This is a genomic window from Trichocoleus sp. FACHB-6, assembly GCF_014695815.1.
Classification (GTDB): domain Bacteria; phylum Cyanobacteriota; class Cyanobacteriia; order Cyanobacteriales; family FACHB-T130; genus Funiculus; species Funiculus sociatus.
Genome location: NZ_JACJOY010000059.1, coordinates 1 through 24,599, shown reverse-complemented (window position 1 = coordinate 24,599; position 24,599 = coordinate 1). Strand labels below are relative to the sequence as shown.

The window sequence follows — 24,599 nt, the reverse complement described above, 5'->3', positions numbered from 1 at the left end:
ACCACTGCTTGCATATCTACGGTGCGCGGACGACCTCCCGGTTTAGCTTTGGGAATCAAGCTGGATAACAGTTCCCATTGTTCTTGGGTCAAGTTACTCGGATACGATGATGTCATGGCTCTCAAAATGCTGTCTGATAATTTGCTATTGACAGGTTATCGTTTTGAGAGCTTTCCTGGCTTCTCAGACATCCTCTAACGAAAACCGAACAAGTCTTGATTATTCAAAGAGGAACGAAAGCAGAATTTTTCCTCGGCACTGCTTTTGTGATGCTCTGTTTTCTATTCATGATAGGAGGATTTTTATTCGCAATCAGCGTAAGCCTTGGTATCGGATGGTGGGGATTTCTCTTCTCACCTTTAGCACTATGGGTTCTTTGGCTTGCACTTCGTCGTTTTTTGTCAAATGAAAAAATAGTAACTATATATAGATTAAATAAAGCTACTAACCAAGCAACTATAGAGTTTCAAGGTTTGAGACAATCTAAAGTTGTTGAATTGCCACTCCATGAAATTCGCTCAGCAGAAGTAAAGTTTCTAGGCTCACATTACATCGGGTATGGATATACACACATACGTTCTCAACTTTATCTTCTAATAAATTCAAGAAAAGCACTTGCTTTGGATCTGGCATTTGGTATGGGTGAGAAGCGCGAGCTAGAGACAATTGCTCGCTACTTTCAAGAATTTCTGTTCAACCGCTGATACCGTAAACCCCTTTTTGCTAACAAATCAAAGTTTTAGTCATCGCCAGCTAACAAACCTCTGCACCGAAACGTGACAAGCTGGTTGGGTTGCAGAGGTTGCTTGTATCCGGCGAGCTTGGTCGTTTTCAATTCCAGTCAGCTTGCTCGCTGGGGAAGAGAATCGCATCTCCCGCAGCTGTTATCCACCTCAACCACAGCCGATTGATACCCCGAAAACTTCCCCAAGATTGTTGAGCCTTGCAATTCTCCTACTTTGTCACTAATTTCTTGGGCAATCGCTAAGGTTTGTGGATAATTCTCCAACACTTGAGGTTATTTTCCCAGGCTGCGGTTAACTTCGCCAATATTGTTGAGCGTCGTCCTTTCTCCCGCCTTGTTACCAATTGCTTGAGCAATGGTTAAAGCTTGTTGATAATACTCCAATGCTTTTGGGTACTGTCTCCGGCTGTGGTAAAATAACCCAATATTGTTGAGCGTCGTACCTTCTCCCGCCTTGTCACCAATTGCTTTGGCAATGGCTAAAGCTTGTTGATAATACTCCAATGCTTTTGGGTACTGTCCCAGGTTGCTGTAAACTAACCCAAGATTGTTGAGCCTCGTACCTTCTCCTGCCTTGTCACCAATTACTTTGGCAATGGCTAAAGCCTGTTGATAATACTCCGACGCTTTTGGGTACTGTCCCAGGCTGTAGTAAACTGCCCCAATATTGTTGAGCGTCGTACCTTCTCCTGCCTTGTCACCAATTGCTTTGGCAATGGCTAAAGCTTGTTGATAATACTCCAACGCCTTTGGGTACTGTCCTAGGTTGCGGTGAACTTCCCCAATATTGTTGAGCGTCGTACCTTCTCCCCCCTTGTGACCAATTTTTTGGCGAATGGCTAAAGCTTGTTGATAATAATCCAACGCCTTTGGGTACTGTCCCAGGCTGTAGTAAACTACCCCAATATTGTTGAGCCTCGTACCTTCTCCTGCCTTGTCACCAATTTTTTGGCGAATGGCTAAAGCTTGTTGAAGATACTCCAACGCCTTTGGGTACTGTCCCACGTTGCGGTAAACTTCCCCAATATTGTTGAGCGTTGTACCTTCTTGCGCCTTGTCACCAATTGCTTTGGCAATGGCTAAAGCTTGTTGAAAATACTCCAACGCCTTTGGGTACTGTCCCAGGTTGCTGTAAACTAACCCAAGATTGTTGAGCGTCGTACCTTCTTGCGCCTCACCAATTTTTTGGCGAATGGCTAAAGCTTGTTGAAGATACTCCAACGCCTTTGGGTACTGTCCCAGGCGGCGGTTAACTTCCCCAAGATTGTTGAGCGTCGTACCTTCTTGCGCCTTGTCACCAATTGCTTTGACAATGGCTAAAGCTTGTTGATAATACTCCGACGCTTTTGGGTACTGTTCCAGGCGGCGGTAAACTTCCCCAATATAGTGGAGAGCGGCTCCTTCACCTTTGCGCTCCCCAATTGCTCTGACAATAACTAAAACAGATTGAAACGTCTCTAAAGCTTCTCGAAACTGACTTTGCTGATATTGCTTAATTCCTACTTGATACAGCCGCAACGCCTCGTCATTGCGTTGTTCTCTAGTTTGTGCTTGCGCCAAAGCCGCATTGCTTCCCCAAGTAATCCCTACCACTTGTAACGGACAACTCAACGAGATGAGCAAGGTTGCAGTAATAACGCTAAGGCGATGAAGATGAGGATACATAGCAAAATTCTCTGTCAGTGAGGTTAGCGAACTGCTTATATCTCGCTCCCATTTTAGGGAAATTATGCAAAAATTTACTTAACTTATTGAGAGCCGAAGATTCCCAAGAGTGCGATCGGACAATATCTGTTCTTCTCCTAGCATGACGATTCGCAGAGATTGAGCCTTATCGCCAGTTAGCTTAAACTGACGATAAAACTCACTCATCAATTTCTATGTGGGTACATCAGGGACAGCCCAGAGAGACAATTACACCAAGAGAAAATTAAGAAACGCTAGGTTTAGATTACGATCGCCGTGCCATCAAACTTGGTGAGCGTGAAATAATGGTCTTTATTGTAAGTCGCCTTTTGCTCCTTAAGGATGCCGATAGCGATCGCTTCCCCTAGCTTCACCGACTCAGTATAATCAGTGCGCCAGTAAACGCCAGCCGCATTGCGACCGATAAAAATGTTAGAAGCAAGCTTAGCTTCCGCAACGATAGGATTGCTTGTTCGCGAATTTCTCGGGCTGCGTTGCGACGAGTAAACTGGTTGTTCATAAAAATTTTGCGAGAATTGCTCGTGTGGTTAAAGTTGTCTTTTGTTGCTCAATTGGAACTTCTATTTACCTACCAGGTGAATCACCCTACATTGGATAGGCAGTTTTTGATTCCGTCCAGCATCCTAACTTCTGTCCAAAGTCTCGTGACAGTCGCTTATTCTGGTGAAACACATTTGAGGTAGCTCATTTGGGTGACAGGAGGATGGCTAATGGCTTTTCCCCATTCCCCATTCCCAACTGCATATGTAAACTAATGTTTAGAGCGTCTTAATTGGGCATCACGCCTTTTTCAGGCAGCGTTTTACCAGAAAAGTTTACTATTGGGAGGCAGTGTGATTGAGAATCATACCTGAGCAGCGCATCACCATTTCCCTGTCTAACATCTTGCTGATTTTAGCGATCGCTTTAGTAATGGTGTTGCTATGGCAGCTGCGGAGTTTGGTAGTCATCCTGATGGTTGCAGTGGTGATGGCAGCCACTATTGCACCCGCCATCGATCGCGCAGAACGCTTGCAAATGCCCCGGTGGTTGGCAGTTATCACCGTATATTTAACGCTAATCGCTATCGTCACTGGCGCAGGTTTGTTAATCGGCCCTACAGTGGTGGAGCAGAGTCAACGCCTTGCGGTCAATACTCCTGTATACCTGGAAAATCTCCGGATACAAGTTGAAAATTTTCTGGTTAATCTCAACGCCGCACGACCGGACTTAGCCCGCCGCCTCCTTAATACCCAATCTCTTACTAACTGGGTAATTGGTTCCAGTCAACAGGTGCTGCTGCGTTCTTACGGCATCACGCGGGGAATTATCGGCGGCGTTTTTAGTTTTATTTTGGCGTTATTGATTTCCGGCTACATGGTGGCTGGTAGTCAAGAACTGGTTAAAGGTCTGGTGCAGCTGTTTCCCTCGCCTTGGGACGAACGGCTGGCGGCGCAAGTCGCACCCGCCAGCCAGCGAATGGGCAGTTACATCCAGGGTCGAGTTTTGGTGTCAGCGATTTTGGGGGTAGTGATTACTCTCGGCTTGCGAATTTTGGGACTATCGGAATTTGCCTTAGCCTTGGGTGTAATCGCTGGCTTCACAAATTTAATCCCCTTCCTTGGCCCCGTTCTGGGAGCCGTTCCTGCTCTCATCGTGGCAATTTCCCAAGGCGGATTAACCTTCCTCTGGGTGCTGCTGTTGTTCGTGATTATCCAGAATTTGGAAACTTATGTGCTTGACCCCCTGCTGGTGGGTTCTTCAGTGAAAGTCTACCCCTTGTATCAACTCTTAGCGGTTCTAGGAGGAACGCAGGTGTTAGGTATTGTTGGCGCGGTGATTGTCCCCCCTTGGGTGGCTGGTACTGCGGTGCTGTTGGAGAATCTTTATTTAAAGCCCAAACTGGCAGCAGAACAACAAGCCCAACTCGCCGCCGCGCCTCCCCCGCCGGATTCCTCAACCCCTGTACCCAACCATTCTTCCCGATTAAGTCAGGGGTAGCCAAAAGAGTTTCTTTCAACGCACATCTTACCCCTGTTGCATTAACCTGCCTGAGGTTAAAACCCCTTTTTAATAGCTAAAGTCCTTTTGCATAGGACTTTAGCTATTAGCCCAGAACTTAAGTTCCGGGCGGAATCTGCGGCTTACCAAAATGGTGCAAGTCAGTTACATCCCTCTTTGGTGCTGTCTTGGTAAACATAAAGTTTTAAGACAGGTAGTTGCTTTCATCCCAATAAATTTCGTAGCATATGTTACAGAAATAATGTGAATATAGCCCACTAGGTGAGGCTATCAAGCGCCTTGAGAGCAAATAGCCTCAACTGCTTGCCGTATTGCTTATCGGAGGGAAGACAGATATGAAATTGGATTACTGTGAAGTTGGGTTACGTCAACGTACTTTTAACTGGTCAACCCCATCGGAGTTAGATTACCAAGAGTCGATGTGGGTGCATCTGCTGGAGCTTCCGAGTAGTTTCAGCTATGATGAGGCACTGCTACTGTGTCAGAAGTCTGAGGATGAATGGGTAGCTTGGATTCCCGATCATGGTGAAGCTGTGCTGCATACAAGTCAGTTTTGCAAAGCTTGTTAGCATTTGAGAGCGATCGCATCCCCTAAACCTTGTTAAACTCTACACTCAATAGGTTGCGCGATCGCTCTCCCACCCAAACCGACCATAAGACGCTCAGTTAGTTATTAGAATTATCCCTAAAATCGCTTTCTTTGTCTGGGAAAGAATCCTCTAGCCTTGGCAAGTTATCATTTTTGAGAACAGGTGAGTTCAAAAGCCGCCGCCTGTTCAAAATTTCAATTTCTTTTTCCAGCTTCTCCTGTCCTTGTCTAAAAAACTCTTGCGAACTTGAAGGAATTAAGCCGCGATTGAATTGTTGTGCTTGTGCAGGAGATATCGAGTTGAACTCTGGGTTAGCAGCAGCAGGAGTCCGTCCGCCAAATAAGGAAACGGACGTAATTAACAAAGCACAAGTCCCGGTAATATGGGCAAATAGCGGTTTCAAAATAGTCTTCATTTGATATGAAAAGAATTAAGTAATCTATAGCAGTCCTAAACAAGTGAAATATTTTTTTGTTTGTAGCACAAGCGACATGCCTGCGACAGATAAGGACTGCTATATATAAATCTTTGCTCTTACCCCAGCAAAGAACATCATTCTTTTGGATCAACCAATCAGGCGATGCCAATGGGAGCATCCCTATAAGAGCAAATATAAGCCCACAGGCTTTATATTTGCCGCAACTTTTGATGATTGCATGATTGCCTTTTTTCAATCTCCCTGCGGATACTCATCCCATAAACTTGTTGTCTGACGCAGACTCAAATGCTCGCCATGTCCCAAAATCAAATGATCTAGCAGGGGAATACTTAAATATTGCGCTCCTATCAACAGCTGGCGCGTCAGATTAATGTCTTCTTCACTTGGTTCAAGGCTCCCAGATGGATGATTGTGCGCTATGATTAGCCGCGTTGCACCCTGGCGAAGCACCTCCCGGAAAATTTCGCGGGGAGGAGCCAAAGTTTCAGTTGCGGTGCCAATAGTAATGACTTGAGTGCCAATCAAGCGATTTTTGACATCCAACAGCACCACTGCAAATCGCTCTTGCACCTGCCACATCAAATCGTGACTTAGCGCTGCTGCTGCTGCTGCTGGAGAATCGATAGTAGTGCGATCGCCTGGACGAGATTGAAACGCCCGTTTTCCCAACTCAACCGCCGCCAGAATTGTCGCTGCCTTTGCAAGCCCCACACCAGGAATCTTCATCAACTCCTGAACGCTAATATCCCGCAGCATTTCTAAAGGATCGCGCTGGTGTTGACTTAATTCCTGTAATATGTATTGCCCAAGCCCAACAGCTGACAGTTTACCATGTCCCTGACCCGTGCCTAACAGAATTGCAATTAGTTCAGCTGTAGCGAGATTTTTGGCTCCCTGAGCCATTAATCGTTCGCGGGGTCGCTCACTCAGGGGTATATCTGCAATTCTGAGGCAATAAGTCATAAATGCACTGGGAAAGACTATATTTAGTTTTCCCAAATATCACCAAATTTAAGAATCCCAATTCTTAAATTTTTAACTTTGAATCCCCGGCTGGTGAATATCAGCTGCCTTGAGCATATGATACGCTACGAGTAACTGCGTCAGAGCCAACGGGTAACTCTGAAGCGTTTCCCCAGTTGTACCAATAAGCTTACCAATATCGGGGTTTCCTTCCCGGCTACAGAAAGGCATTAAAGTTGGTACTGTGCTGCATAGAACTCGCTCTACCTGCACAACCTGTTCGCTAGTAGCATGACCGTCAACTTCAAGTACATCAACTGGCTTGCTCATATCCCGGTCTAGTTCCAGACGGATTGGCGATTGAGAATTGTCACTCCCTGGACTCAAAATATTGGTCATGTCTGGATGTGGAATAGTCGGTCTAAGTACTAAACGCACATTCAGATGGGAATTTACTTCTTGTGTATCATCCTGAGGCGGGTAGAAAGTTACTATCATATCTGCCCACTGACGCTGAGGACGGATAAACTCTTCTGAGTCAGATTCCCGTTTTTGCAGTTGTTCGAGAACCTGTTCTCTTGTGTAGCCGCGCTTCATGGTATCGCGCTTGATTTTCCACTCGTATCGCAGTTCTTCCGGCGGTGCGAGATACACTTTCACATCGTAGCAATCACGCGCTACGCGAGTGGAATAACCGAGCAATCCTTCAACAATCACATACTTACTTGGTTTGATATACTCTGGCGGATCGAAGGCTCCTGTGTGGTGATTATAAATTGGTTTAAGTATGGGTTGTCCGTTTTGTAGCAGGGACAGGTGCTGTTCCATGATATCCACGTAGTTGCAGTCTGGGTGCAACGCCGAGATTCCTAATTCAGCACGTTGTTTCCTGTCGTAGCGGTGATAATCATCAGTACAGATGACTGTGACATCCTCTTCACCCAAGACTTGAGCAATTCCCTTCGTCAGTGTTGTTTTACCAGCGGCGCTGTCGCCGACTATGCCAAGAATAATTGGACGATGGGTCATAATTCCTCCAGGTCAAGAGCAAATCCAGAATGGTTTAATTTTAGGGAGGAATGGGGCGCAACTCAATATTGTTAAATGTTGTGTTGATTTTGGGTAAATTTCTGTATCTAGGTATCCAATTTACCAAGTAGTGCAGTGCCATCTGCGGCGACGCATATGGGAAAAATTCAATGGTTTGATGGGCGCGATCGCATCCGACAATTAAACCATCGGCAAATTATTGACATCTTACCCCAAATACCCGTATGACTAATCCATAAATATTGCTAAAAAATATTTATCCCGTTGCGCGAATATCCTAAAGCTTCAACCTTATATAACAGGCTAATTTTCAGCTTTTATATCTGTAAAAAGTTGGGTATTGTTTGGATAAACTGAGTCGCATTAAGTAATTACAGCAGCAGATTGAGGCGTAGCAAGCTATGCGGTCAAAGTTGGGAGGGGGTGAGTGAGCGATCGCATTCCTTCCTTTTCTCAAATGCGATCGCAAGTTTAAGGTTCTCCATCGCCTCCTTTCACTCCAAATCCATTTTGGCAAAGTGGTCTTGCAGCAGCTTGTGCATGAAGCGATAGCGACCTCCAACGCGCTGCAATAGAAGCCTCTCAGTGCAGTAATTAAGCAGCAGGTCATAGCGCAAGGGGGCGTAGCCATTCCAGGCAAGAACAAGACGGAGAGAAAAATACTGAAGCAGTGCCTTCCCACCACCTTCAAAAACTGCAAGTCCAGTAGTGTAAATAATGAGAGTAAGAAATAACTGAATCGAAAAATTTGTCTGCGTAAAGGTACTAATCCTCAATTGAAAAGCAAAACTAATTAGCAAAACTGTAATTAATACAAATAATGTAAAGAAAACTATGTTACCCCAAGAGTTTTTAATGCCTTGGTTAGCCTTTGTCTGAGTCTCAATCTGTACTCTCATATCTTTAATTAGAAAAGAAATGAAGACGTTGACTGATACACCAGTCAATACTACTATTATCCACTCACCTGTTTTACCTAGGAACCAAAGAATTCCGCAAAGTATCCAGGTAGTGATTTTTAGAATTACAACTACAGACCAGTAGTTTCCTTCTAAAAATAAGTGATATTTGCCACTAATTGACAGCTTTTCAGTTGGAATAATATAGTCAATTGTCTTAAAATATCTATATAAAGGAAAGGTAAATATTAAAATAGGCAACCATTCGGAAACCTGGCTAGCAAAAGAACTAGGCGCTATAAATACTGATGTAAAAAACAGTATAAACAATAACCTATAACTATTTATCTGCTGTTTCTCTGGCAACCAAGACGGCTGCATTCTCTCTATCAAAAGTTCCGTCTGCGACTCTTGTTTCAGCGCCTTTGCTGCAAACACCAATGTCCGTTGAACTGCCTTGTGCTGTGGTAGTGGCTTTGTATCGTAAGTTTTGCTGCGGATGCCTTGTTGTTGTTCAACAGGGTCGATAATCAACTCGCGGGAAATTGCAGCTTTCCAATAGGTATTGAGCAAATACTCAATCCTAAGATCGGAGGTGGTGTGCGATCGCCAATCCGAGAGCGAAAACTTTCCCTGCTTCTGCACCCAGCCAAACATGGATAAAAACAGTGGCGTTGTCAGCAACTTCTGCAACGCTTCATCTTGCTGCACCGTCTGCCACACATCCTGCAATCCAACCTGAGCGAAATAGTCCTCAATTTGTTCAACAGTTAATGCTTGTAAATAAATTGCCCCATACAGGTTCAACGACTGACGCACCACTTTCTCAAACTCTTCCCGCCGACAGCAAATAACTACACCACAAGGTCGCTGGACAAGTTCCCCCGTCAACCAAGCATTAAGAGCTACTGCACAGGCTTGTTGATACTGGGGTGCCACCTCATCCAGCCCATCCAACAGCGGCAACAGTTGATTTTTCTCTAGCCACCGCTGTCCCAAATCCTGACGAATTCCATATTTCCCTTTCAACTCGCTCAACAGCCACTCAAAAATTGATTGCTTCGGATTTTTCCAAGACGACAAACTGAGTAACACTGGGATTGGCTCTGCTTTATCTGCCGTTGCTCGTTGCAGCAAATCCTCTGCCAACTCCAGCATCATTGTTGTCTTACCTGCACCTGGCTCACCCAACATCAGCAATTGACGGTTAAGTTCTGGGCAATCGAAGACATCCACAATTCGAGTTCCGGCATCCAAAGGCACCGCTGACTGGGATGGGTGCGCTACCGTTGCCGACCAAGGACGCTGCACGCGATAGTCCTGCCGCTCCATTCCCAGAGCCAACCACACAGCGTTGTGCAACGACTGCGCTAGCCGTTCCTGTACTTCTGTTATGACAGCTTGCAGCAGTTTGGCTTGGGATGCTTCTCGTTTGGCTTTTGGGGTGCTTAATTTTGGTGTTGCCCTTTGACGCGCTGTGTTCGCGCGGGCTACGACTTTTTTGCCAGTGCCTTAGACCACTTTGTAAACGTTGGGAAATGCGTCCGCAAAAAGTTCTCTGTATCCAACTCTGCCTCGTAGGACAGACTGACAAATGGTGGCAACAGCGACAGCGCTCCCTTTAACTTAGCCGCCGCAGATGTTCCCGGCTTGCTCACTTCCGCATAAATTTTCTGTAGCCATTCCAGCACCTCATCAGAATATTGCTGGCTAATTTGCAGTTGCTCTGCCTGTTCTACAATTTCAGCAACAACTACTTCTGGCGCTGGCTCTGAGATAGCAGTTGTCGCTGACTCATCTGCCAAAATCTGCCAATACTCTTCCTCAAACGGCTGCATCTCTACCTTCAAATCAGCAATCTGCTGCTTGATCCGAACCCGTTCTTCTGGAGCGATTGTCGTCAACGTATCTTCTTTTCCTGCTAATTGCTGACGCAAACGAGTCAAATTTCTTTCAACTTGGCGCAGGCGATCGCTCGACATTCTTAGACTCCAGAACTTCAAAAACCACTATATCGGTTTTACTCCATCGCCTCTGTAATGTCTGCAATGGTCTCCACGGAAATCAGGACTCCTCTGTTGCCCGAAGCTTGTCAAATTCTGTTGTAGACGCTTGTAGATGCGATCGCTCCAAAACGGCACAAGAGGCGACCCCCGATCAATGGTTTGCATCACCAAACCCCTGTCAAAATCCACCAACTCACGCAGTTTGCCTCTCCCTTGACAAGAGAGATGGAGTCAAAATTTTAGAGTCTTACGAAAATAGACTTTAAACGCGACTTAAGGCAACTTTTACAGCGATCGCTGTTTCAACATTTGTCTCAACGACATTAATTTGCGAATCGCGACATTTAATTTGCGAACGTACATTTTCTAAAATCTGTCGATTAACACATTATTTGTCGTCTTAACAAATTATTGTCGTCGAATTTATCATGGCTAAAACCTTTACCCTTCAAAGGCTTTAGCCATTTTTAATGTGTTTTTTTCCAAAATTCATTTTAACAATTTATTTGTCGTTATTTAAACAATTAACAATTTAGATGTCGTTTTTTTGAAATTTACCTTTTCCAAATTTTCTACATTCCTTAACAAATAAAGTGTCGCTTTTTGGAAATAAACAAGTATGATATTAATCAATCGATTAATACAAATGTACTAAATAGCGCTGTCTATTTAGGTCTATTCACTTCTTTACCTCTGTAGGGTGAGAATCAGAATGCTGATACCTAGCTCTCGTCGCTCTTAAACTCGGCGATGCTACACCGCTACTAATTCATGCCTTGACATAGAAGCCCGACTATGGAAGAAATGCCACTGATAGATCCTGGTGTTGAATCTTTTCTTTCTGACGAGGACAATGACCGAGAAGAAATCCATCAGAAAGAAGTAACAGAAGAAATTGTGATCGCAACTGAACTGTCAGACGAAGCAAAGTTCAGGATGGAAGTGATTCAAAGCCTGATTGCACCATGCGATCGCAAAACCTATGGGCAAAAATTGAAGGAAGCAGCGGACAAACTGGGGAAAACGGTTCGGACAGTACAGCGACTCGTTAACAAGTATCAGAAAGAAGGTTTATCGGCGATTACTGACACTGAGCGCTCCGATAAAGGCAATTACCGAATTGATCCTGACTGGCAAGATTTCATTATTAAAACCTTTAAGGAGGGGAATAAAGGTAGTAAAAAAATGACTCCGGCTCAGGTGGCAATTAGGGTACAAGCTAGAGCGGAGCAGCTAGGCTGCGAGAAATACCCTAGCCACATGAGTGTGTATAGGGTTCTTAATCCTATAATTGAGCGACAAGAACAGAAACAGAAGATACGAAATATTGGGTGGCGAGGGTCAAGAGTATCCCATAAGACTCGCGATGGGCAAACTCTGGACGTGCGGCATAGCAATCATGTCTGGCAGTGCGATCATACAAAATTAGACATCATGTTGGTGGATCAATATGGTGAACCTTTGGCTCGTCCTTGGCTAAGCAAAATCACTGATAGTTATTCTCGCTGCATCATGGGCATTCATTTAGGCTTCGATGCACCGAGTTCTCAAGTTGTTGCCTTAGCTTTGCGGCATGCAATTTTACCCAAGCACTACAGCTCTGAATTTAACCTTCATTGTGAGTGGGGAACTTATGGCATTCCAGAAAACTTGTTCACTGATGGTGGCAAGGATTTTCGTTCGGAGCATTTGAAGCAAATTGCTTTTGAACTTGGCTTTGAGTGCCATTTGCGCGATCGCCCTTCTGAAGGGGGTATAGAAGAACGGGGATTTGGGACAATTAATACTGATTTTCTATCCGGGTTCTACGGATATTTAGGCTCAAACGTGCAGGAACGCTCAGAGAAAGCTGAGGAAGAAGCTTGCGTAACGCTACGGGAGATACATCTGCTATTAGTGCGCTACATCGTTGATAACTACAATCAGCGCATTGATGCCAGAACAAAAGATCAGACTCGTTTTCAACGGTGGGATGCAGGATTGCCTGCTTTGCCACCTATAATTCAGGAGCGGGAATTAGATATCTGTCTGATGAAAAAAACTCGCCGCAGTATCTACAAAGGTGGGTATTTGAGCTTTGAAAATATCATGTATCGGGGTGATAGTCTGCCAGTTTACGCTGGCGAAACTGTAATCCTCCGATTTGACCCTAGAGATATCACAACCGTTTGGGTATACCGTTCGGAGATGGGGAAAGATGTATTTCTAGCCACTGCCCATGCTCTAGATTTAGAAACGGAGCAACTTTCTTTTGAAGAGAATAAAGCGGCTAGTCGTAAGCTGCGTAAGGCAGGGAAAGATATTAATAATAAATCTATCTTGGCAGAAGTTAGTGGGCGGGATGTTTTCATCAAGCAAAAGAAAAAAAGCCGACAGGAACGCAAAAAATCAGAACAAGCTCAGGTGCATCCTATTTACGAGTCACCTAAAGATATTCAATTAGAAGCGGTGGAATCTTCCGAAACACAGCTTGAAACTCAACCGCAACGTCCTAGAGTCTTTAACCTCGACCAACTTAGTAGTGATTACGATGAATAGTTTTTAAATTTTTGGATATCCCTTGCTCACAAATATCCAAATTTACATTAACGATATTCCTAGTGTTTAAGAGCAAACAAGAAAGATAATACTGATAATGACAGATACTAATTTACAGAAATGGGTGCAAAAGTTATGGGGTGATGACCCAATTACTGAGGAACTGGAACCAGTAATTAAGCGATTAATTACTCCCATTATTGTAGAACTGGAACATATGCAACAGATCCATGAATGGTTGGATATGCAGCGCCTATCGAAACAGCCAGGGAGAATTGTGGCTCCTCCGCGAGCAGGTAAGTCTATTACCTGCGATGTTTACAGGTTGCTAAATAAGCCACAGAAAAAACCAGGTAGGCGAGATATTGTACCCGTTTTGTATTTGCAAGCCCCTGGAGATTGTTCCGTAGGAGAATTATTAGGATTAATTCTTGAACTTCTTAAGTATGGTGCAACTACGGGAAAAGTAACCGAACTTAGAAAAAGGGTACAACGGGTTCTGAAAGAATCTCAGGTGGAGATGATTATTATTGATGAAGCCAATTTCCTTAAGCTGAATACATTCAGTGAAATTGCCCGTATTTACGATTTGTTAAAGATTTCGATTATTCTTGTGGGTACAGATGGACTAGATAATTTAATCAAGCGAAATGAGTATATTCACGATCGCTTTATAGAGTGCTACCGCTTTGATGTCATATCGGAAAAAAAATTCCCCAAGATGGTAGAAATATGGGAACGGGAGGTTGCTGACTTACCACTGCCATCGAATCTCAGCAGGGAAGAAACTTTAAAGCCTTTGTATATAAAAACTGGAGGTAAACTTGGTTTACTGGATAAAGTAATCAGAAAAGCAGCAATTTTATCTTTAAAGAAAGGGTTGAAATCTATTGATAAAGCTACATTGCATGAAGTGCTGGAGCGATTTGAGTAGTGGAAACAGTTGAGGATAAACCTTGGTTTTTCCAAGTAGAACCTTTAGAAGGCGAAAGTATCAGCCATTTTTTAGGGCGCTTTCGTCGGGATAATTATTTGACTCCTGGGGAATTAGGTAAACTGGCAGGAATTGGTTGGGTTGTGGGGCGATGGGAAAAGTTTTACTTGAATCCCTTTCCCACAAGGCAAGAGTTAGAGGCTTTAGCCTCTATAGTGGGCGTTGAGATTGAAAGGCTCTATCAAATGCTGCCCTCGCAGGGTGTAGTAATGCAGCCTAAACCGATTCGGTTATGTGCGGTTTGTTATGCGGAGAATCCCTATCATCGGATTGAGTGGCAGTTTAAGGAGCGATGGAGGTGCGATCGCCATCAGCTACATCTGTTAACAAAATGCACTAACTGTAAGAGACCGTTCCCGATTCCAGCTTTGTGGGTGCAAGGAGAATGCTCACATTGTTTATTACCATTTGCTAGGATGGCGAAACGACAAAAGTCCCGTAGAGCTTAGCTTCGCTTACGTTATGCTCTTTGAATCCTCATCCTGGTGGCTAAAATGCTTGCATCTAGTGTTATTCCAATCCAAATTGCAGCCCTCTCTTTGTCTATCCTTCTCGCCAGCCGCCAGGAGGAAGAAAGTAGCGTGATTACGCCACTTTTAGTTCAAAATGCGGCGAATTTAGGTCTTAGTCTCTATGAGCGATATGGAGGGGACAAAAAATTAAGGTTGCCCCAAGCCCTTGCAGATGGTAAGCGACTCACATTCCAAGATATTGATGAGATACTGGATTTTTTTGAAAATGCCGAAATAGATAAGAAAAAGCCAGGGTGGGGCAATCGAAACAATCCTTCTGCGGACTGGATTCGCTGGCTTCTGATGGGAGGCGATACAAGTTGGCAGTGGGCTAACACCGTTAAAGAGCTAGCAAGGGACATCGATGAAAAGCTCATTAGCGAATGAGTGGGGCGATCGCATTCAACAACTACAGCAGTAGATTGAGACATGGCATGGCAATGCGGTCGAAGTTGGAATAGCTTGAGAGCGAATAAGCGCTCACACTCCTTCATCCTCGTTCTCTAACAATGGGATGAGGTTTGATTTCTATAAACTGTGACACAAACCCGTAGCCTGGGCAGAGCAAAGGGTACAATAACTTTGCTTATGAGTAACACCACCCACGACATCGTTGCCAAACTCTGGAATCTCTGCAACGTCCTCAAGGACGACGGAGTGACCTACCATCAGTACGTCATCGAACTCACGTACCTGCTGTTCCTGAAGATGGCTAAGGAGACCCGCACCGAAAACCAGCTTCCGGAGGGCTACCGCTGGGACGCTCTAGAAGGCAAAGCTGTATCCGACCGCCTGGAGTTCTACAAGTTGCTGTTGATGCACCTTGCTAGCCACGGATCGACGCTCGTTAAAGAAATTTTTGCCAACGCCAGCTCCTCCATTAAAAAGCCCACCACGCTTTCTACGCTGGTTTCCGGGATTGACAAACTCGATTGGTACAGCGCCCGGCAGGAAGGTTTGGGCGACGTGTATGAAGGGCTGCTGGAGAAGAATGCAGGTGAAAAGAAGGCTGGTGCAGGTCAGTACTTTACACCCCGTTCGCTGATCGACAGCATGGTGCACGTTATGCGCCCTACTGTGGAGGACATCATTCAAGACCCTGCCGCAGGTACAGGCGGTTTTTTGATTGCCGCCAATCGTTACTTGCGAGAGAACAGCGACCTGGATAGCTGGACAAAAAAACAGCAACGCAAGTACCGTCGCAACACCTTCTACGGAATGGAGCATGTGCAGGACACGCACCGTCTGGCGTTAATGAATCTGATGCTGCATGGGCTGGAGTTTGACCCGCAAGGGGCGGGCATCCGCTACGGTGATACGCTCTCACCGGAGGGAGAAGCCTTACCAAAAGCAACACTGATCCTCACCAATCCTCCCTTCGGCTCTAAAAAAGGTGGTGGACTCCCCACGCGCAAGGACTTTGCTTTTCCTACCAGCAATAAACAATTTTGCTTCCTGCAACATATCTATCTTGGTCTCGAACCTGGCGGTCGTGCTGCCGCAGTATTCCCGGACAATGTGCTGTTTGAGGGCAACGTGGGCAAGCAGATCCGCGCTGACCTTATGGATAAGTGCAACCTACATACCATCCTACGCCTACCCACTGGAATCTTCTATGCACAGGGTGTCAAGACTAACGTGCTATTTTTCACTCGTGGCAAGAAGGAAAAGGACAACACTAAAGAAGTCTGGGTGTACGACCTGCGGGCTAATATGTCGCAGTTTGGTAAGCGCACTCAACTCACACGCACACACTTTGCTGCGTTTGAAGCTGCCTTTGGCGATGACCCACTCAGCAGCCCTGCCAGTCTCGCGCAACGCACCGATACAGGAGAACAAGGACGCTTCAGACAATTCACTCGTGACTGGATTGCGGAGCGTGGAGATAACCTCGACATCGCCTGGCTCAAGGATGAAAGTAATAGCGTAACCCATGAACTACCCGAACCGGCCACACTTGCACAAGAAGCGATGAGTGAACTGGAAGCGGCACTGGAAGAACTTCGTGGGATTCTAGACGAGTTGGGTGAAGAGGTGGATGTGTGAGTACTTTACCAGTGGGATGGGTAAAAACCAGTCTAGACCGAATTGTTGATCGAATTGTTGGTGGAGGCACTCCATCCAAGTCGAATGCCTCTTTTTTCAAGGGAGCCATTCCTTTTATGACTGTGAAGGATATGACTCAACGTTTTCCCGTTGATACTCAGGAGCATATATCTGAAAAGGCAATCGAACAAAGCGCAACAACACTTGTGCCTAGAGACACGTTAATTGTGGCAACTCGTATGTCGCTGGGCAAAATTGTCAGACCTAAGTTTGAGACGGCGATCAATCAAGATTTGAAAGCTTTATTCCTAAATGAAAACGTTGACAAGACTTTCGTTGAATACTGGTGGCGACATAAGGCGGACTACATTCAAAGTCTTGGCACAGGAACAACTGTCCAAGGAATTCGCCTTGAGGCTATTCGTTCTCTATCTATCCATGTTCCCCCCCTCAACGAACAAAAGCGTATTGCCGACAAGTTGAATGCCTTGTTCGCACGAGTAGATGCGTGTTCTGTTCGACTAGATCGGGTAACGTTTCTAATCAGACGCTTCCGCCAAGCCATCCTTGCCGCAGCAACGTCCGGGCAGCTTACGGAAGAGTGGCGGGCAAAAAATAGAACAACCGACTCTAGTGATCAGACGAAGGTTGGATTGACTGGATTCGACTTTGCAGATGCGAACTGCTTCGGTGATTACAGGTTTCCGGCAAGTTGGAGGACTGCTCGATTAGAAGATATTGCAGAGATTGTTGGTGGGATTACGAAAGACTCTAAGAAGCAAGACCCAGCAGATGAGGAGCTGCCATATCTAAGAGTTGCTAATGTGCAACGAGGCTTTCTTGATTTGAGCGAGATAAAGACCATACGAGTACCTCGGCGGCGTGTCGAAGAACTTTTACTTGAGAGGGGAGATATTCTCTTTAATGAAGGCGGTGATATTGATAAGCTCGGCAGAGGATGGGTCTGGTTCGGTGAAATTGATCGCTGTACATTTCAAAATCATGTCTTCAGAGCTCGACTTCACAAAAAATCTTTTGAACCAAAGTTTTTTTCTTGGTACGGAAATTCGCGAGGGTTCGATTACTTTCTCTCGGTTGGTAAGCAAACGACTAATCTCGCTTCAATAAATAAGACCCTTCTATCTGCGCTACCAATAGTAATTCCTCCACCGGAAGAACAACGAGAGATCGTTCGTCGCTGCGAAGTCTTGTTTGCTTATGCTGATCGATTGGAAGCCCGCTACCAGGCTGCTTGCGTCCATGTCAAGAACCTGACGCTTGCGCTACTGGCTGAGGCATTTCGCGGTGAACTGGTGTCCCAAGACCCCAACGATGAACCAGCAGCGGTGTTGCTTGAGAGAATCCGTGCTGAGAAAGCCCGTATGGAAACTGTGCGTAAGGCCACACGCATTGTCCGCCGCTCGACCAAAGAGTCCCCACAAGATACCATGAAACAACCCTCAGACTATTTGAAGGCTCTCCGTTCCGCATTCGTGGAAATGGGACGCAGAGCCGACGCTCGCCAGCTTTTTGATCAAGCCGGATTTAGCTCAGAGGAGGTAGTGCAGTTTTATGAAGCATTGCGTGCTACTCCCGAAGTGCGGGTTGCTTTTGAAGAGGCAATGGAAGAACGCCCACAGCAAGAGAGTTCAATAGTTGATGGCACAGACAAGAGCACCATGGCGAACGGACGTTTCCGCTTAGTCGAGCTTTGGTTGGAGGATTTCAAGAACCTGACTGACTACACAGTCCGTTTTGACCCCTCCCATGGCATTGATATTGTGCTTGGCTGGAACGGCACCGGAAAATCGAACCTTTTTGAAGCCTTGGTCATTATTTTTCGTGATTTGCACAAATGGTGGGAGAAGAATCAGTGGCCTGAGAACCCAATGAAGGGCTATCGACTGCGTTACCAAATTGACGAGAAAACAGTAGAGGTCTGTTGGCATCCGGGAGAAATGAAACGCCCCAAGTTGAAGATGGGAATACTTCAAGAAAGCACGAAGGAGTCGGACAAACTTCAAGGCATCACTCGCGAAAAGCTTCTATTACCGCGATTTGTCTTTGGCTATTATTCAGGTCCTACAAATCGTCTGGTTGAGCATTTTTGGCCAATGAAAAAGGATCACTACGACCGCTTACGGAAAGCAGAATCCGATGATTTGGAAACCCTTGCAGGCCTTCTGCGACAGCGGCGGTTCTTTTGTGCTGAAAACCATCACGCAAAATACGTATTACTTGCCTTTTTCCACAAGGATGATGCTGACATTCGTCATTTTCTTGAAGATAGGCTACGCATTGTTGGTTTCGAGTCAGCATTGTTCATTATCGCAGGCCAGCTTGGGCAAGACCAGGTCAAACGGCTGAGAATTTTTGGGGTGCAACTGGCATTATGCGTCGAGTTATGGAGCGACTCCGACGATACGCCATCGCGCCTATGGTAGTTGAGCAGACCATCAGCGATGGTTACCGCTCAAGACGTGAAGATCACTACTACTTCTTTCTGCCTGATCTAAAGAGCTTACACGCCTTTGCTGCTGAATATCACGATGCACGGACATTCTTCGTTGCTTTGGAGAGTACCGACTTCTCGGAGCTGATCTACGACTTAAAGATCCAGGTTCGTGTAAAAGCAACTAACACGGAGCAAGTAGCGATCACGTTTCACGAGTTAAGCGAGGGCGAACAGCAACTGCTTATGGTGCTGGGCTTAATGCGCTTCACCAAGTCTCACCAGTCCTTGGTGCTGCTTGACGAGCCGGATACGCATCTTAACCCACATTGGAGTGTGGACTACCTAAAGCTGCTGACTCGTGTGATGAGCGAGGACTCCAGTGAGTCGGAAGAACAACAGACCAGCCAAATTCTCATGTCAACCCATGACCCCTTGGTCATTGCAAGTCTCTTCAAAGAGCAGATTCACCTCCTCAAACGGGATTGGCAGACAGGTGTTTCTAAATGGACTCAGCCAACCGTCAACCCGCGTGGGCTTGGATTTACTGGCATCCTCACCAGCGAGATGTTTGGGATGCGGAGCGACCTTGATGAAGAAACGCTTGCGGATCTAGATAACAAGGTTCGCCTCGTAGCTAAGGCGGGTTCCTTAACCCCGGACGAAATAACAGATCTTGAGGAAATTAACAAACGTTTGGAGGATGCAGGCTTCCAGAAGGCTTTCAGTGATCCCTACTACGCGGCTTTTGTCCGTGCATGGGGACGACGACACAGTGAGTTAATGGCTGGCGTTCAATTCCTCAGCCCGGAGAAACAGAAGGAGATTGATCGGATCGCACGGGAAGTTCTTGAGGAATCTCTTGCGGAACTGCAAGCAGAGGTAGTGGACTAATGCGCTGGGTCGATATCCACAGGTTGGACTTTCCACCAGAGTGGCATGAGCGTGCCAATAAAGCCCTTTTTGAACTGCGGCAGGAAATAGAGCAGGCTGAACTAGCTGCTCAGTCCTCCGGAGGAAATGTTAAGGCTGCGCGAAAGAAAGCGATTACAGAGGGATTGAAAAAAAAGGCACGTCAAGATATTTGGCGTGATCTATCCTCTTATCTAGCTCGGCTGCGAAAAGGAAAATGCTGGTATTCAGAGAGCAAAAACTCAGGTTCTGATATGGATGTAGATCATTTTCGTCCAAAGAACGCAGTGAAAGAAGAACCCAACCATGAGGGTTACTGGTGGCTGGCATTCAATTGGGAAAATTATCGTTATTCATGTCAGTGGTGTAACCAGCGTCGTGTCGATGTCATAAATGAAACCGACGGGGGGAAATGGGACTATTTCCCCGTCGCGCTTGGTAGCTTCAGAGCTCGACAAGAAGGAGACAATTGCGATGATGAAGAGGTTAATCTTCTAGATCCAATTAACCCACATGACTGCAAGCTTCTCACATTTCGACCTGATGGACAGCCTATTCCTACAAAACCGTCAGGCACACGAGAATTTGAGAGAGCCAAAACCTCTATTTGGTTGTACCACCTCGACCGTAAAGAATTTGTTGATGATCGAAGAATTGTGGCTGGAAGGGTTCAACGGCTCGTCCAATATATGGAAACGCTCCATCCACAAATCGTGAATCCGAAAATGAGGAAGCTTTACAATGACCAGGTAATGGAACTTCTTCGACTTATTGATCGTGATTCTGAATACTCGGCAGCAGCAGTAGCCTACGCGAAGGCTGAGATCTACAAGATGGAGCGCGGTCACCAGGTGAAGCGACAGTGGCTCGAAGACATCCTAATTAATCCGTGAGTATTAAAGGGATTAAACTCTATGAGAATCTGGAAAGAGCTTATCGCAGTAAACTAACCTGAGCGCTTCTGCCGTCTCCGCTTCAAATCCTCAGCCAGTCGAATATCCACCAGTTCTTCCTCCTCCCACGCTTCACCATTTGGTTTAACTAATCGTTCTGCAAGTTTTTGGAGTTCTGCATCTGAAGCGCGATCTCCTCCTAGTAATTCCTTAATCCGTTCCACAGGCATTTCAGCATCAGCCGCTAGTTTTCCAAGCGCCCAGTCGCGGTTACTCAGCGTTTCGTCAATCAGAGATGCGATCGTGGGTACTGCTAGCGGCGCAGTTGATGCAGCCACTACTCCCGAAGACTCAGACTGTGACGAGTCTTCCTGATGTTGCTGTTTTTCGATCCAATTAGCGATCGCTTCCTCTAAACCGACATTAATATCCTGACCCAAACTTTTACAAATTCCCTTGAATTTCAAGGAAAGCGTCTTAGGGACAAAACCCCGCAATTCCTGATAATTCGTAGATTTCCTTTTATCGACCACAAATAAGCTATACACGGGAGTTTCAGGCTTCATTCTCGCACAAACTCGTAAAAGCTCTAGTTTCGCTATTATTGCTATTATTGCTATTATTGCGTATATCGCGTATTTTTGATTGTATTCACTCAACCGCCAGCAATCGTGATTCCGGACTTGCCTTTAATCGGTTTGGATGCACCGCCTCCATCAGTCCGCCTCCCGCCCAACTTCCCAGATAGCGCCCCAATACCGCGTTTTCTGTATGGCGATCGCCTCCAGTGGAAGCCGCTATCTGATACAGACGAAACTGACAGGGGCATCGTCATTGGGCGGTTCTACACCTTTGCCTCTCATTGCTACCAGTGGGCATGGAAATATCTGATTCTCATAGATCCCGAATCTCCCAGCGCTCAGTTCTGTGTCGCTGATACCTGCTGGGAAGAACACCTCGAACCTCTGCCGTTGGAGACAAACCCATGACCTCTCCTCGTCCCCTCGGACAACGAGAACTAGAGTTAATTCGTCTCTACGCCAACTGCCAGTTAGGGATGTCTCCCCGTGCCTTTGAAGCCAAGTGGAACGTAACGCGATCGGAAATGGCAGCTATCTGTCAATGCTCCATCGCCACAGTCCAACGCTGGTTTGAGCGAGGAACCAACTTTTCGCTACCCACTCGATACCACTTGCGCTACCTAGCACTCGCAGATTTATTCATTGAGCATTTTGAAGAAATTCCCGACAGGCTGAAAGCCGTTTTATGCCCTCCGTTCAATAGTCAAGAGTGATTTAAACAAACTTAACAAAAACCTATCAGATTGAGAGGAATCCGATTGATGCCTCACTGGGTCACAGAAGAACGTTTTAGGGTGGTTAGAAGTACTCCGTTGCTGCTGCCGACCTTTAGCACGAACAAGGGCATGACTTCCATTTCCACCTTCGATATCACCAAAGAACCCCTGCTCGACCTGCTACAGGACATTAAACAGGGCAAAATACAGCTCGTGGACTTTCAGCGTTCCTGGTGCTGGGACGAAGAGCGCATCGAACGAGTTATCGCCAGTGTCTCTTTAGGCTTCCCTGTCGGTGCTGTGATGCTACTCCAGCAAGGCAACTCAGACGTAAAGTTTAAACCCCGCCTCGTTGAGGGCGTGGCCCTCGACCAGCCGCCGACGCCTACCGCCTTGATTCTCGACGGACAGCAACGCCTTACCAGCCTGTTCATGTCTCTGCTATCCAACCAACCCGTTTGGATTGACCAGGGCAAACGCTATCCCCCTTTACAGCGCTGGTACTACATCGACATCCTCAAAGCCCTAGATTACCCCCATACTGACCGTCGCGATGCCATCTTTGGCTTAACCGCTAACAGAATGCTGCATCGGCTAGGAGAAGCGGCGCTTAATTGTTCTACTCCAGAAAAAGAATTTGAATCGGGCTTATTTCCCGTCTCCCAGGTATTTAACTTTTCTCAGTGGCGCTCTCAATACTGCCAATACTGGAATTACGACCGACAGAAGTTAGCTCTCATTGAACAGTTTGAAGCGACGGTCATCAAAAAATTCGAGCATTATCAGATGGGGTTGTTTGTCTTGAAAAGTGAACTGCCCAAAGAAGCTGTCTGTTACATTTTTGAGGAAAACAACAAGCGGCAGAGTGAACTTACCCACTTTGACTTATTAACCTCTGCCTTTGCTGCTAGTGAGTTTGACTTGCGGCAAGATTGGACGCAACGAGAACAGCGTTTGGCGACGCATCGGGTGTTGCGGCTGCTCAAGGCGACGGATTTCCTACAAGCGATCGCTTTGATGGTCAATTACCAACGGCGAACTGAAGCTCTCAACCAAGGTAGCGATACCGACCGGCTGCCAGCAGTGGTGTGCAATTACCAGGATGTGTTGCGTCTGGATTTATCCCAGTATCAGCGCTGGGTGGAACCGATTACTCAGGGCTTTGAGGCAGTTGCTCGCTTTCTACATACCCAGGCAATATTTGATGCCGATGACTTGCCCTACCCGATGCAATTAGTGGTAATGGTGCCACTGTTTGTCATCTTGGGCGAAACCCTAAAGCTGGACTGGGTACGGCAACGCATCGAACAGTGGTTTTACTGCGGGGCAGCATCGGGGATTTATTCGCGTTCGCGGCAATCAACGGCTGCTAAGGATTTAATTGAAATTCCCCAATGGCTCAATGGTGGGGAAGTGCCTGCCACAATTCAGGAAGCTGAGCTGTTTGCGGCACGGTTGCAAAATTTGGTTAGTTCTCAAGGGGCGGCTTATAGAGCAATTACTGCCTTGCTTCGACGCGATGGAGCGTTGGATTTTTTGAGTGGCGAACCGATTACGGCAGTGCGTTACTTCCAACAACGGATTGAGAACCATCACATCTTTTCTATGGAGTGGTGCAAGCAGCAGAAGATTCCCCGTTGGCGCTACAACAGCATTGTTAACAAGACTCCCCTAACGGCGAAGACGAATAAGTTCTTAGGGGGGAAAGCACCATCAGCGTATCTGGCGAAATTAGAAGAACAGGGGATGTCGCGGCAACGGATTGATGAAATTTTGCGATCGCACCTGATTGAGCCAACAACATTGCACAACGATGATTTTGATGCATTTTTTGAGGCAAGAACGCAGGCACTGTTATCGAAAATGGGTAGGGCGATGGGTAAGGGTTTGGTTGGGGAGTCTTTGCTGGAAAATGGCAATGGTAATGGGTTTCATCCAAAGATATTTACTGATTATCAAGCTGGGAGGTGACAGCCGCGATCGCCTCTTGTAATTAGAACAACTGTTTTTATTCGGACTAATGTAGTACACCTGTTTCCATTGAGTTTCTCAATTAAACCCTCTTAGTTTTCTCAAGTCATGAGCATTATTACAGTTCAATGTCAGCTCAAAGCGACTGAAGACTCCCTGCGCCATCTCTGGAGCCTAATGGCAGAGAAAAACACCCTTCTGGTCAATGAACTCCTGAAGCAGATTAATACTCACCCTGATTTAGATAACTGGTTGCAAGAAGGAAACATTACAGTCGGCGTTATCGAAGGACTCTGCAAAAATCTCAGAGCTGAATCTCGCTTCCAGGATATGCCAGGTCGTTTCGCCAACGCTGCTGAGAACTTAGTCAAATACATTTACAAATCCTGGTTCGCTCTACAAGAAAAAAGGAGGTTTCGTCTCCAGAGAAAACAACGCTGGCTCGATATGCTTAGAAGCGATTTGGAACTACAGGGTAAGAGCATCTTAATCAGGCTTGACACAAGGAATCAGAAGAATCTAAGGTAGGGTCAAGAAAACAAGAACTGAGAACTTGAATCATATAATCATCATCCATAGCGGCT

26 protein-coding genes and 1 pseudogene are annotated in these 24,599 nt (G+C 46.1%); 15 read left to right on the top strand and 12 right to left on the bottom strand.

Annotated features, from left to right (window positions below; all coding sequences use genetic code 11):
- Positions 1-116, bottom strand: a pseudogene (locus H6F66_RS28340) (IS5/IS1182 family transposase); the annotation flags it as partial.
- A gap of 99 nt (positions 117-215) precedes the next feature.
- Between H6F66_RS28340 and H6F66_RS11300 the strand changes: the two are divergent.
- Positions 216-704, top strand: coding sequence for a hypothetical protein (locus H6F66_RS11300; protein WP_190421192.1), 489 nt, complete (start codon positions 216-218; stop codon positions 702-704).
- Positions 705-743: 39 nt separating this feature from the next.
- On the opposite strand, the gene H6F66_RS28875 is transcribed toward H6F66_RS11300, so the two are convergent.
- From H6F66_RS28875 to H6F66_RS28000, 4 genes are all read right to left on the bottom strand, one after another.
- A complete protein-coding gene (locus H6F66_RS28875; RefSeq protein WP_277873881.1) occupies positions 744-872 on the bottom strand; it encodes a hypothetical protein in 129 nt (42 codons plus the stop codon).
- A gap of 146 nt (positions 873-1,018) precedes the next feature.
- Positions 1,019-2,410 (bottom strand): tetratricopeptide repeat protein, encoded by a 1,392-nt coding sequence (locus H6F66_RS11290; protein ID WP_190421187.1) that lies wholly within the window; start codon positions 2,408-2,410, stop codon positions 1,019-1,021.
- A gap of 78 nt (positions 2,411-2,488) precedes the next feature.
- The gene (locus tag H6F66_RS28870; protein WP_277873880.1) at positions 2,489-2,617 is read right to left on the bottom strand and encodes a hypothetical protein; all 129 of its coding nucleotides are present in this window, start codon (positions 2,615-2,617) and stop codon (positions 2,489-2,491) included.
- A gap of 184 nt (positions 2,618-2,801) precedes the next feature.
- A complete protein-coding gene (locus tag H6F66_RS28000) occupies positions 2,802-2,951 on the bottom strand; it encodes a hypothetical protein (RefSeq protein WP_206755782.1) in 150 nt (49 codons plus the stop codon).
- Between the two features lie 347 nt (positions 2,952-3,298).
- Between H6F66_RS28000 and H6F66_RS11285 the strand changes: the two genes are divergently transcribed.
- Both H6F66_RS11285 and H6F66_RS11280 read left to right on the top strand, forming a co-directional pair.
- Entirely contained in the window at positions 3,299-4,432 is a 1,134-nt protein-coding gene (locus tag H6F66_RS11285) for an AI-2E family transporter (protein WP_190421196.1), read from the top strand.
- 356 nt (positions 4,433-4,788) lie between these two features.
- Entirely contained in the window at positions 4,789-5,022 is a 234-nt protein-coding gene (locus tag H6F66_RS11280; RefSeq protein ID WP_190421185.1) for a hypothetical protein, read from the top strand.
- A gap of 97 nt (positions 5,023-5,119) precedes the next feature.
- Here H6F66_RS11280 and H6F66_RS11275 read toward each other — a convergent pair whose 3' ends face one another.
- The 6 genes from H6F66_RS11275 to H6F66_RS11250 form a co-directional block, all read right to left on the bottom strand.
- Positions 5,120-5,458, bottom strand: coding sequence for a hypothetical protein (locus H6F66_RS11275; RefSeq protein ID WP_190421178.1), 339 nt, complete (start codon positions 5,456-5,458; stop codon positions 5,120-5,122).
- A 255-nt stretch (positions 5,459-5,713) separates the two neighbouring features.
- Complete coding sequence (radC, locus tag H6F66_RS11270) at positions 5,714-6,445, bottom strand: DNA repair protein RadC (protein WP_190421176.1); 732 nt, start codon at positions 6,443-6,445, stop codon at positions 5,714-5,716.
- Between the two features lie 72 nt (positions 6,446-6,517).
- A complete protein-coding gene (locus tag H6F66_RS11265) occupies positions 6,518-7,474 on the bottom strand; it encodes a phosphoribulokinase (protein ID WP_190421174.1) in 957 nt (318 codons plus the stop codon).
- Positions 7,475-7,989: 515 nt separating this feature from the next.
- Positions 7,990-9,744 carry an NACHT domain-containing protein gene (locus tag H6F66_RS11260; RefSeq protein ID WP_190421172.1) on the bottom strand — a complete coding sequence of 585 codons (1,755 nt, stop codon included), beginning with the start codon at positions 9,742-9,744 and terminating at the stop codon, positions 7,990-7,992.
- Between the two features lie 140 nt (positions 9,745-9,884).
- Entirely contained in the window at positions 9,885-10,376 is a 492-nt protein-coding gene (locus H6F66_RS11255; RefSeq protein WP_190421170.1) for a hypothetical protein, read from the bottom strand.
- Between the two features lie 27 nt (positions 10,377-10,403).
- Positions 10,404-10,565: a hypothetical protein gene (locus H6F66_RS11250; RefSeq protein WP_190421168.1), complete on the bottom strand. Its 162-nt coding sequence runs from the start codon at positions 10,563-10,565 to the stop codon at positions 10,404-10,406.
- Between the two features lie 630 nt (positions 10,566-11,195).
- Here H6F66_RS11250 and H6F66_RS11245 point away from each other — a divergent pair.
- The 8 genes from H6F66_RS11245 (at position 11,196) to H6F66_RS11210 (ending at position 20,747) form a co-directional block, all read left to right on the top strand.
- Positions 11,196-12,938, top strand: a complete 1,743-nt coding sequence (locus H6F66_RS11245) for a Mu transposase C-terminal domain-containing protein (RefSeq protein WP_190421166.1) — start codon at positions 11,196-11,198, stop codon at positions 12,936-12,938.
- 97 nt (positions 12,939-13,035) lie between these two features.
- Positions 13,036-13,872, top strand: coding sequence for a TniB family NTP-binding protein (locus H6F66_RS11240; RefSeq protein WP_190421164.1), 837 nt, complete (start codon positions 13,036-13,038; stop codon positions 13,870-13,872).
- Positions 13,872-14,381: a TniQ family protein gene (locus H6F66_RS11235; RefSeq protein WP_190421162.1), complete on the top strand. Its 510-nt coding sequence runs from the start codon at positions 13,872-13,874 to the stop codon at positions 14,379-14,381. Before H6F66_RS11240 ends, H6F66_RS11235 begins: the two co-directional genes overlap by 1 nt.
- A gap of 45 nt (positions 14,382-14,426) precedes the next feature.
- Positions 14,427-14,831: a hypothetical protein gene (locus tag H6F66_RS11230; RefSeq protein WP_190421160.1), complete on the top strand. Its 405-nt coding sequence runs from the start codon at positions 14,427-14,429 to the stop codon at positions 14,829-14,831.
- 201 nt (positions 14,832-15,032) lie between these two features.
- A complete protein-coding gene (locus tag H6F66_RS11225; RefSeq protein WP_190421159.1) occupies positions 15,033-16,490 on the top strand; it encodes an N-6 DNA methylase in 1,458 nt (485 codons plus the stop codon).
- Positions 16,487-18,934, top strand: coding sequence for a restriction endonuclease subunit S (locus tag H6F66_RS11220; protein ID WP_190421157.1), 2,448 nt, complete (start codon positions 16,487-16,489; stop codon positions 18,932-18,934). Before H6F66_RS11225 ends, H6F66_RS11220 begins: the two co-directional genes overlap by 4 nt.
- A complete protein-coding gene (locus H6F66_RS11215) occupies positions 18,928-19,836 on the top strand; it encodes an AAA family ATPase (RefSeq protein ID WP_190421155.1) in 909 nt (302 codons plus the stop codon). The genes H6F66_RS11220 and H6F66_RS11215 overlap by 7 nt, the downstream gene beginning before the upstream one ends.
- On the top strand, positions 19,836-20,747 hold the full coding sequence (locus H6F66_RS11210) for a hypothetical protein (protein ID WP_190421153.1): 912 nt from the start codon (positions 19,836-19,838) through the stop codon (positions 20,745-20,747). The genes H6F66_RS11215 and H6F66_RS11210 overlap by 1 nt, the downstream gene beginning before the upstream one ends.
- Positions 20,748-20,800: 53 nt before the next feature.
- On the opposite strand, the gene H6F66_RS11205 is transcribed toward H6F66_RS11210, so the two are convergent.
- A complete protein-coding gene (locus tag H6F66_RS11205) occupies positions 20,801-21,313 on the bottom strand; it encodes a hypothetical protein (RefSeq protein ID WP_190421151.1) in 513 nt (170 codons plus the stop codon).
- A gap of 75 nt (positions 21,314-21,388) precedes the next feature.
- Here H6F66_RS11205 and H6F66_RS11200 point away from each other — a divergent pair, with 75 nt between their 5' ends.
- The 4 genes from H6F66_RS11200 (at position 21,389) to cas12k (ending at position 24,543) form a co-directional block, all read left to right on the top strand.
- Positions 21,389-21,736 carry a hypothetical protein gene (locus tag H6F66_RS11200; protein ID WP_242023765.1) on the top strand — a complete coding sequence of 116 codons (348 nt, stop codon included), beginning with the start codon at positions 21,389-21,391 and terminating at the stop codon, positions 21,734-21,736.
- Positions 21,733-22,041, top strand: coding sequence for a helix-turn-helix domain-containing protein (locus H6F66_RS11195; RefSeq protein ID WP_190421149.1), 309 nt, complete (start codon positions 21,733-21,735; stop codon positions 22,039-22,041). The genes H6F66_RS11200 and H6F66_RS11195 overlap by 4 nt, the downstream gene beginning before the upstream one ends.
- Positions 22,042-22,173: 132 nt before the next feature.
- Positions 22,174-24,015, top strand: a complete 1,842-nt coding sequence (locus H6F66_RS11190; RefSeq protein WP_199313319.1) for a DUF262 domain-containing protein — start codon at positions 22,174-22,176, stop codon at positions 24,013-24,015.
- Positions 24,016-24,123: 108 nt separating this feature from the next.
- Positions 24,124-24,543 (top strand): type V CRISPR-associated protein Cas12k, encoded by a 420-nt coding sequence (gene cas12k / locus H6F66_RS11185; RefSeq protein ID WP_190421145.1) that lies wholly within the window; start codon positions 24,124-24,126, stop codon positions 24,541-24,543.
- Positions 24,544-24,599 lie beyond the last annotated feature (56 nt).

What these genes read in the sequence shown, in the direction of transcription:
- H6F66_RS11280 (WP_190421185.1), top strand. Translation starts at nt 4,789, where the DNA reads ATGAAATTGGATTACTGTGAAGTTGGGTTACGTCAACGTACTTTTAAC.
- H6F66_RS11275 (WP_190421178.1), bottom strand. Translation starts at nt 5,458, where the DNA reads ATGAAGACTATTTTGAAACCGCTATTTGCCCATATTACCGGGACTTGT.
- radC (WP_190421176.1), bottom strand. Translation starts at nt 6,445, where the DNA reads ATGACTTATTGCCTCAGAATTGCAGATATACCCCTGAGTGAGCGACCC.
- H6F66_RS11250 (WP_190421168.1), bottom strand. Translation starts at nt 10,565, where the DNA reads ATGCAAACCATTGATCGGGGGTCGCCTCTTGTGCCGTTTTGGAGCGAT.
- H6F66_RS11195 (WP_190421149.1), top strand. Translation starts at nt 21,733, where the DNA reads ATGACCTCTCCTCGTCCCCTCGGACAACGAGAACTAGAGTTAATTCGT.
- cas12k (WP_190421145.1), top strand. Translation starts at nt 24,124, where the DNA reads ATGAGCATTATTACAGTTCAATGTCAGCTCAAAGCGACTGAAGACTCC.
- H6F66_RS11210 (WP_190421153.1), top strand. Translation starts at nt 19,836, where the DNA reads ATGCGCTGGGTCGATATCCACAGGTTGGACTTTCCACCAGAGTGGCAT.
- H6F66_RS28000 (WP_206755782.1), bottom strand. Translation starts at nt 2,951, where the DNA reads ATGAACAACCAGTTTACTCGTCGCAACGCAGCCCGAGAAATTCGCGAA.
- H6F66_RS11230 (WP_190421160.1), top strand. Translation starts at nt 14,427, where the DNA reads ATGCTTGCATCTAGTGTTATTCCAATCCAAATTGCAGCCCTCTCTTTG.
- H6F66_RS11205 (WP_190421151.1), bottom strand. Translation starts at nt 21,313, where the DNA reads ATGAAGCCTGAAACTCCCGTGTATAGCTTATTTGTGGTCGATAAAAGG.
- H6F66_RS11240 (WP_190421164.1), top strand. Translation starts at nt 13,036, where the DNA reads ATGACAGATACTAATTTACAGAAATGGGTGCAAAAGTTATGGGGTGAT.
- H6F66_RS11225 (WP_190421159.1), top strand. Translation starts at nt 15,033, where the DNA reads ATGAGTAACACCACCCACGACATCGTTGCCAAACTCTGGAATCTCTGC.
- H6F66_RS11290 (WP_190421187.1), bottom strand. Translation starts at nt 2,410, where the DNA reads ATGTATCCTCATCTTCATCGCCTTAGCGTTATTACTGCAACCTTGCTC.
- H6F66_RS11265 (WP_190421174.1), bottom strand. Translation starts at nt 7,474, where the DNA reads ATGACCCATCGTCCAATTATTCTTGGCATAGTCGGCGACAGCGCCGCT.
- H6F66_RS11190 (WP_199313319.1), top strand. Translation starts at nt 22,174, where the DNA reads ATGACTTCCATTTCCACCTTCGATATCACCAAAGAACCCCTGCTCGAC.
- H6F66_RS11255 (WP_190421170.1), bottom strand. Translation starts at nt 10,376, where the DNA reads ATGTCGAGCGATCGCCTGCGCCAAGTTGAAAGAAATTTGACTCGTTTG.
- H6F66_RS28875 (WP_277873881.1), bottom strand. Translation starts at nt 872, where the DNA reads ATGCGATTCTCTTCCCCAGCGAGCAAGCTGACTGGAATTGAAAACGAC.
- H6F66_RS28870 (WP_277873880.1), bottom strand. Translation starts at nt 2,617, where the DNA reads ATGAGTGAGTTTTATCGTCAGTTTAAGCTAACTGGCGATAAGGCTCAA.
- H6F66_RS11245 (WP_190421166.1), top strand. Translation starts at nt 11,196, where the DNA reads ATGGAAGAAATGCCACTGATAGATCCTGGTGTTGAATCTTTTCTTTCT.
- H6F66_RS11215 (WP_190421155.1), top strand. Translation starts at nt 18,928, where the DNA reads ATGGTAGTTGAGCAGACCATCAGCGATGGTTACCGCTCAAGACGTGAA.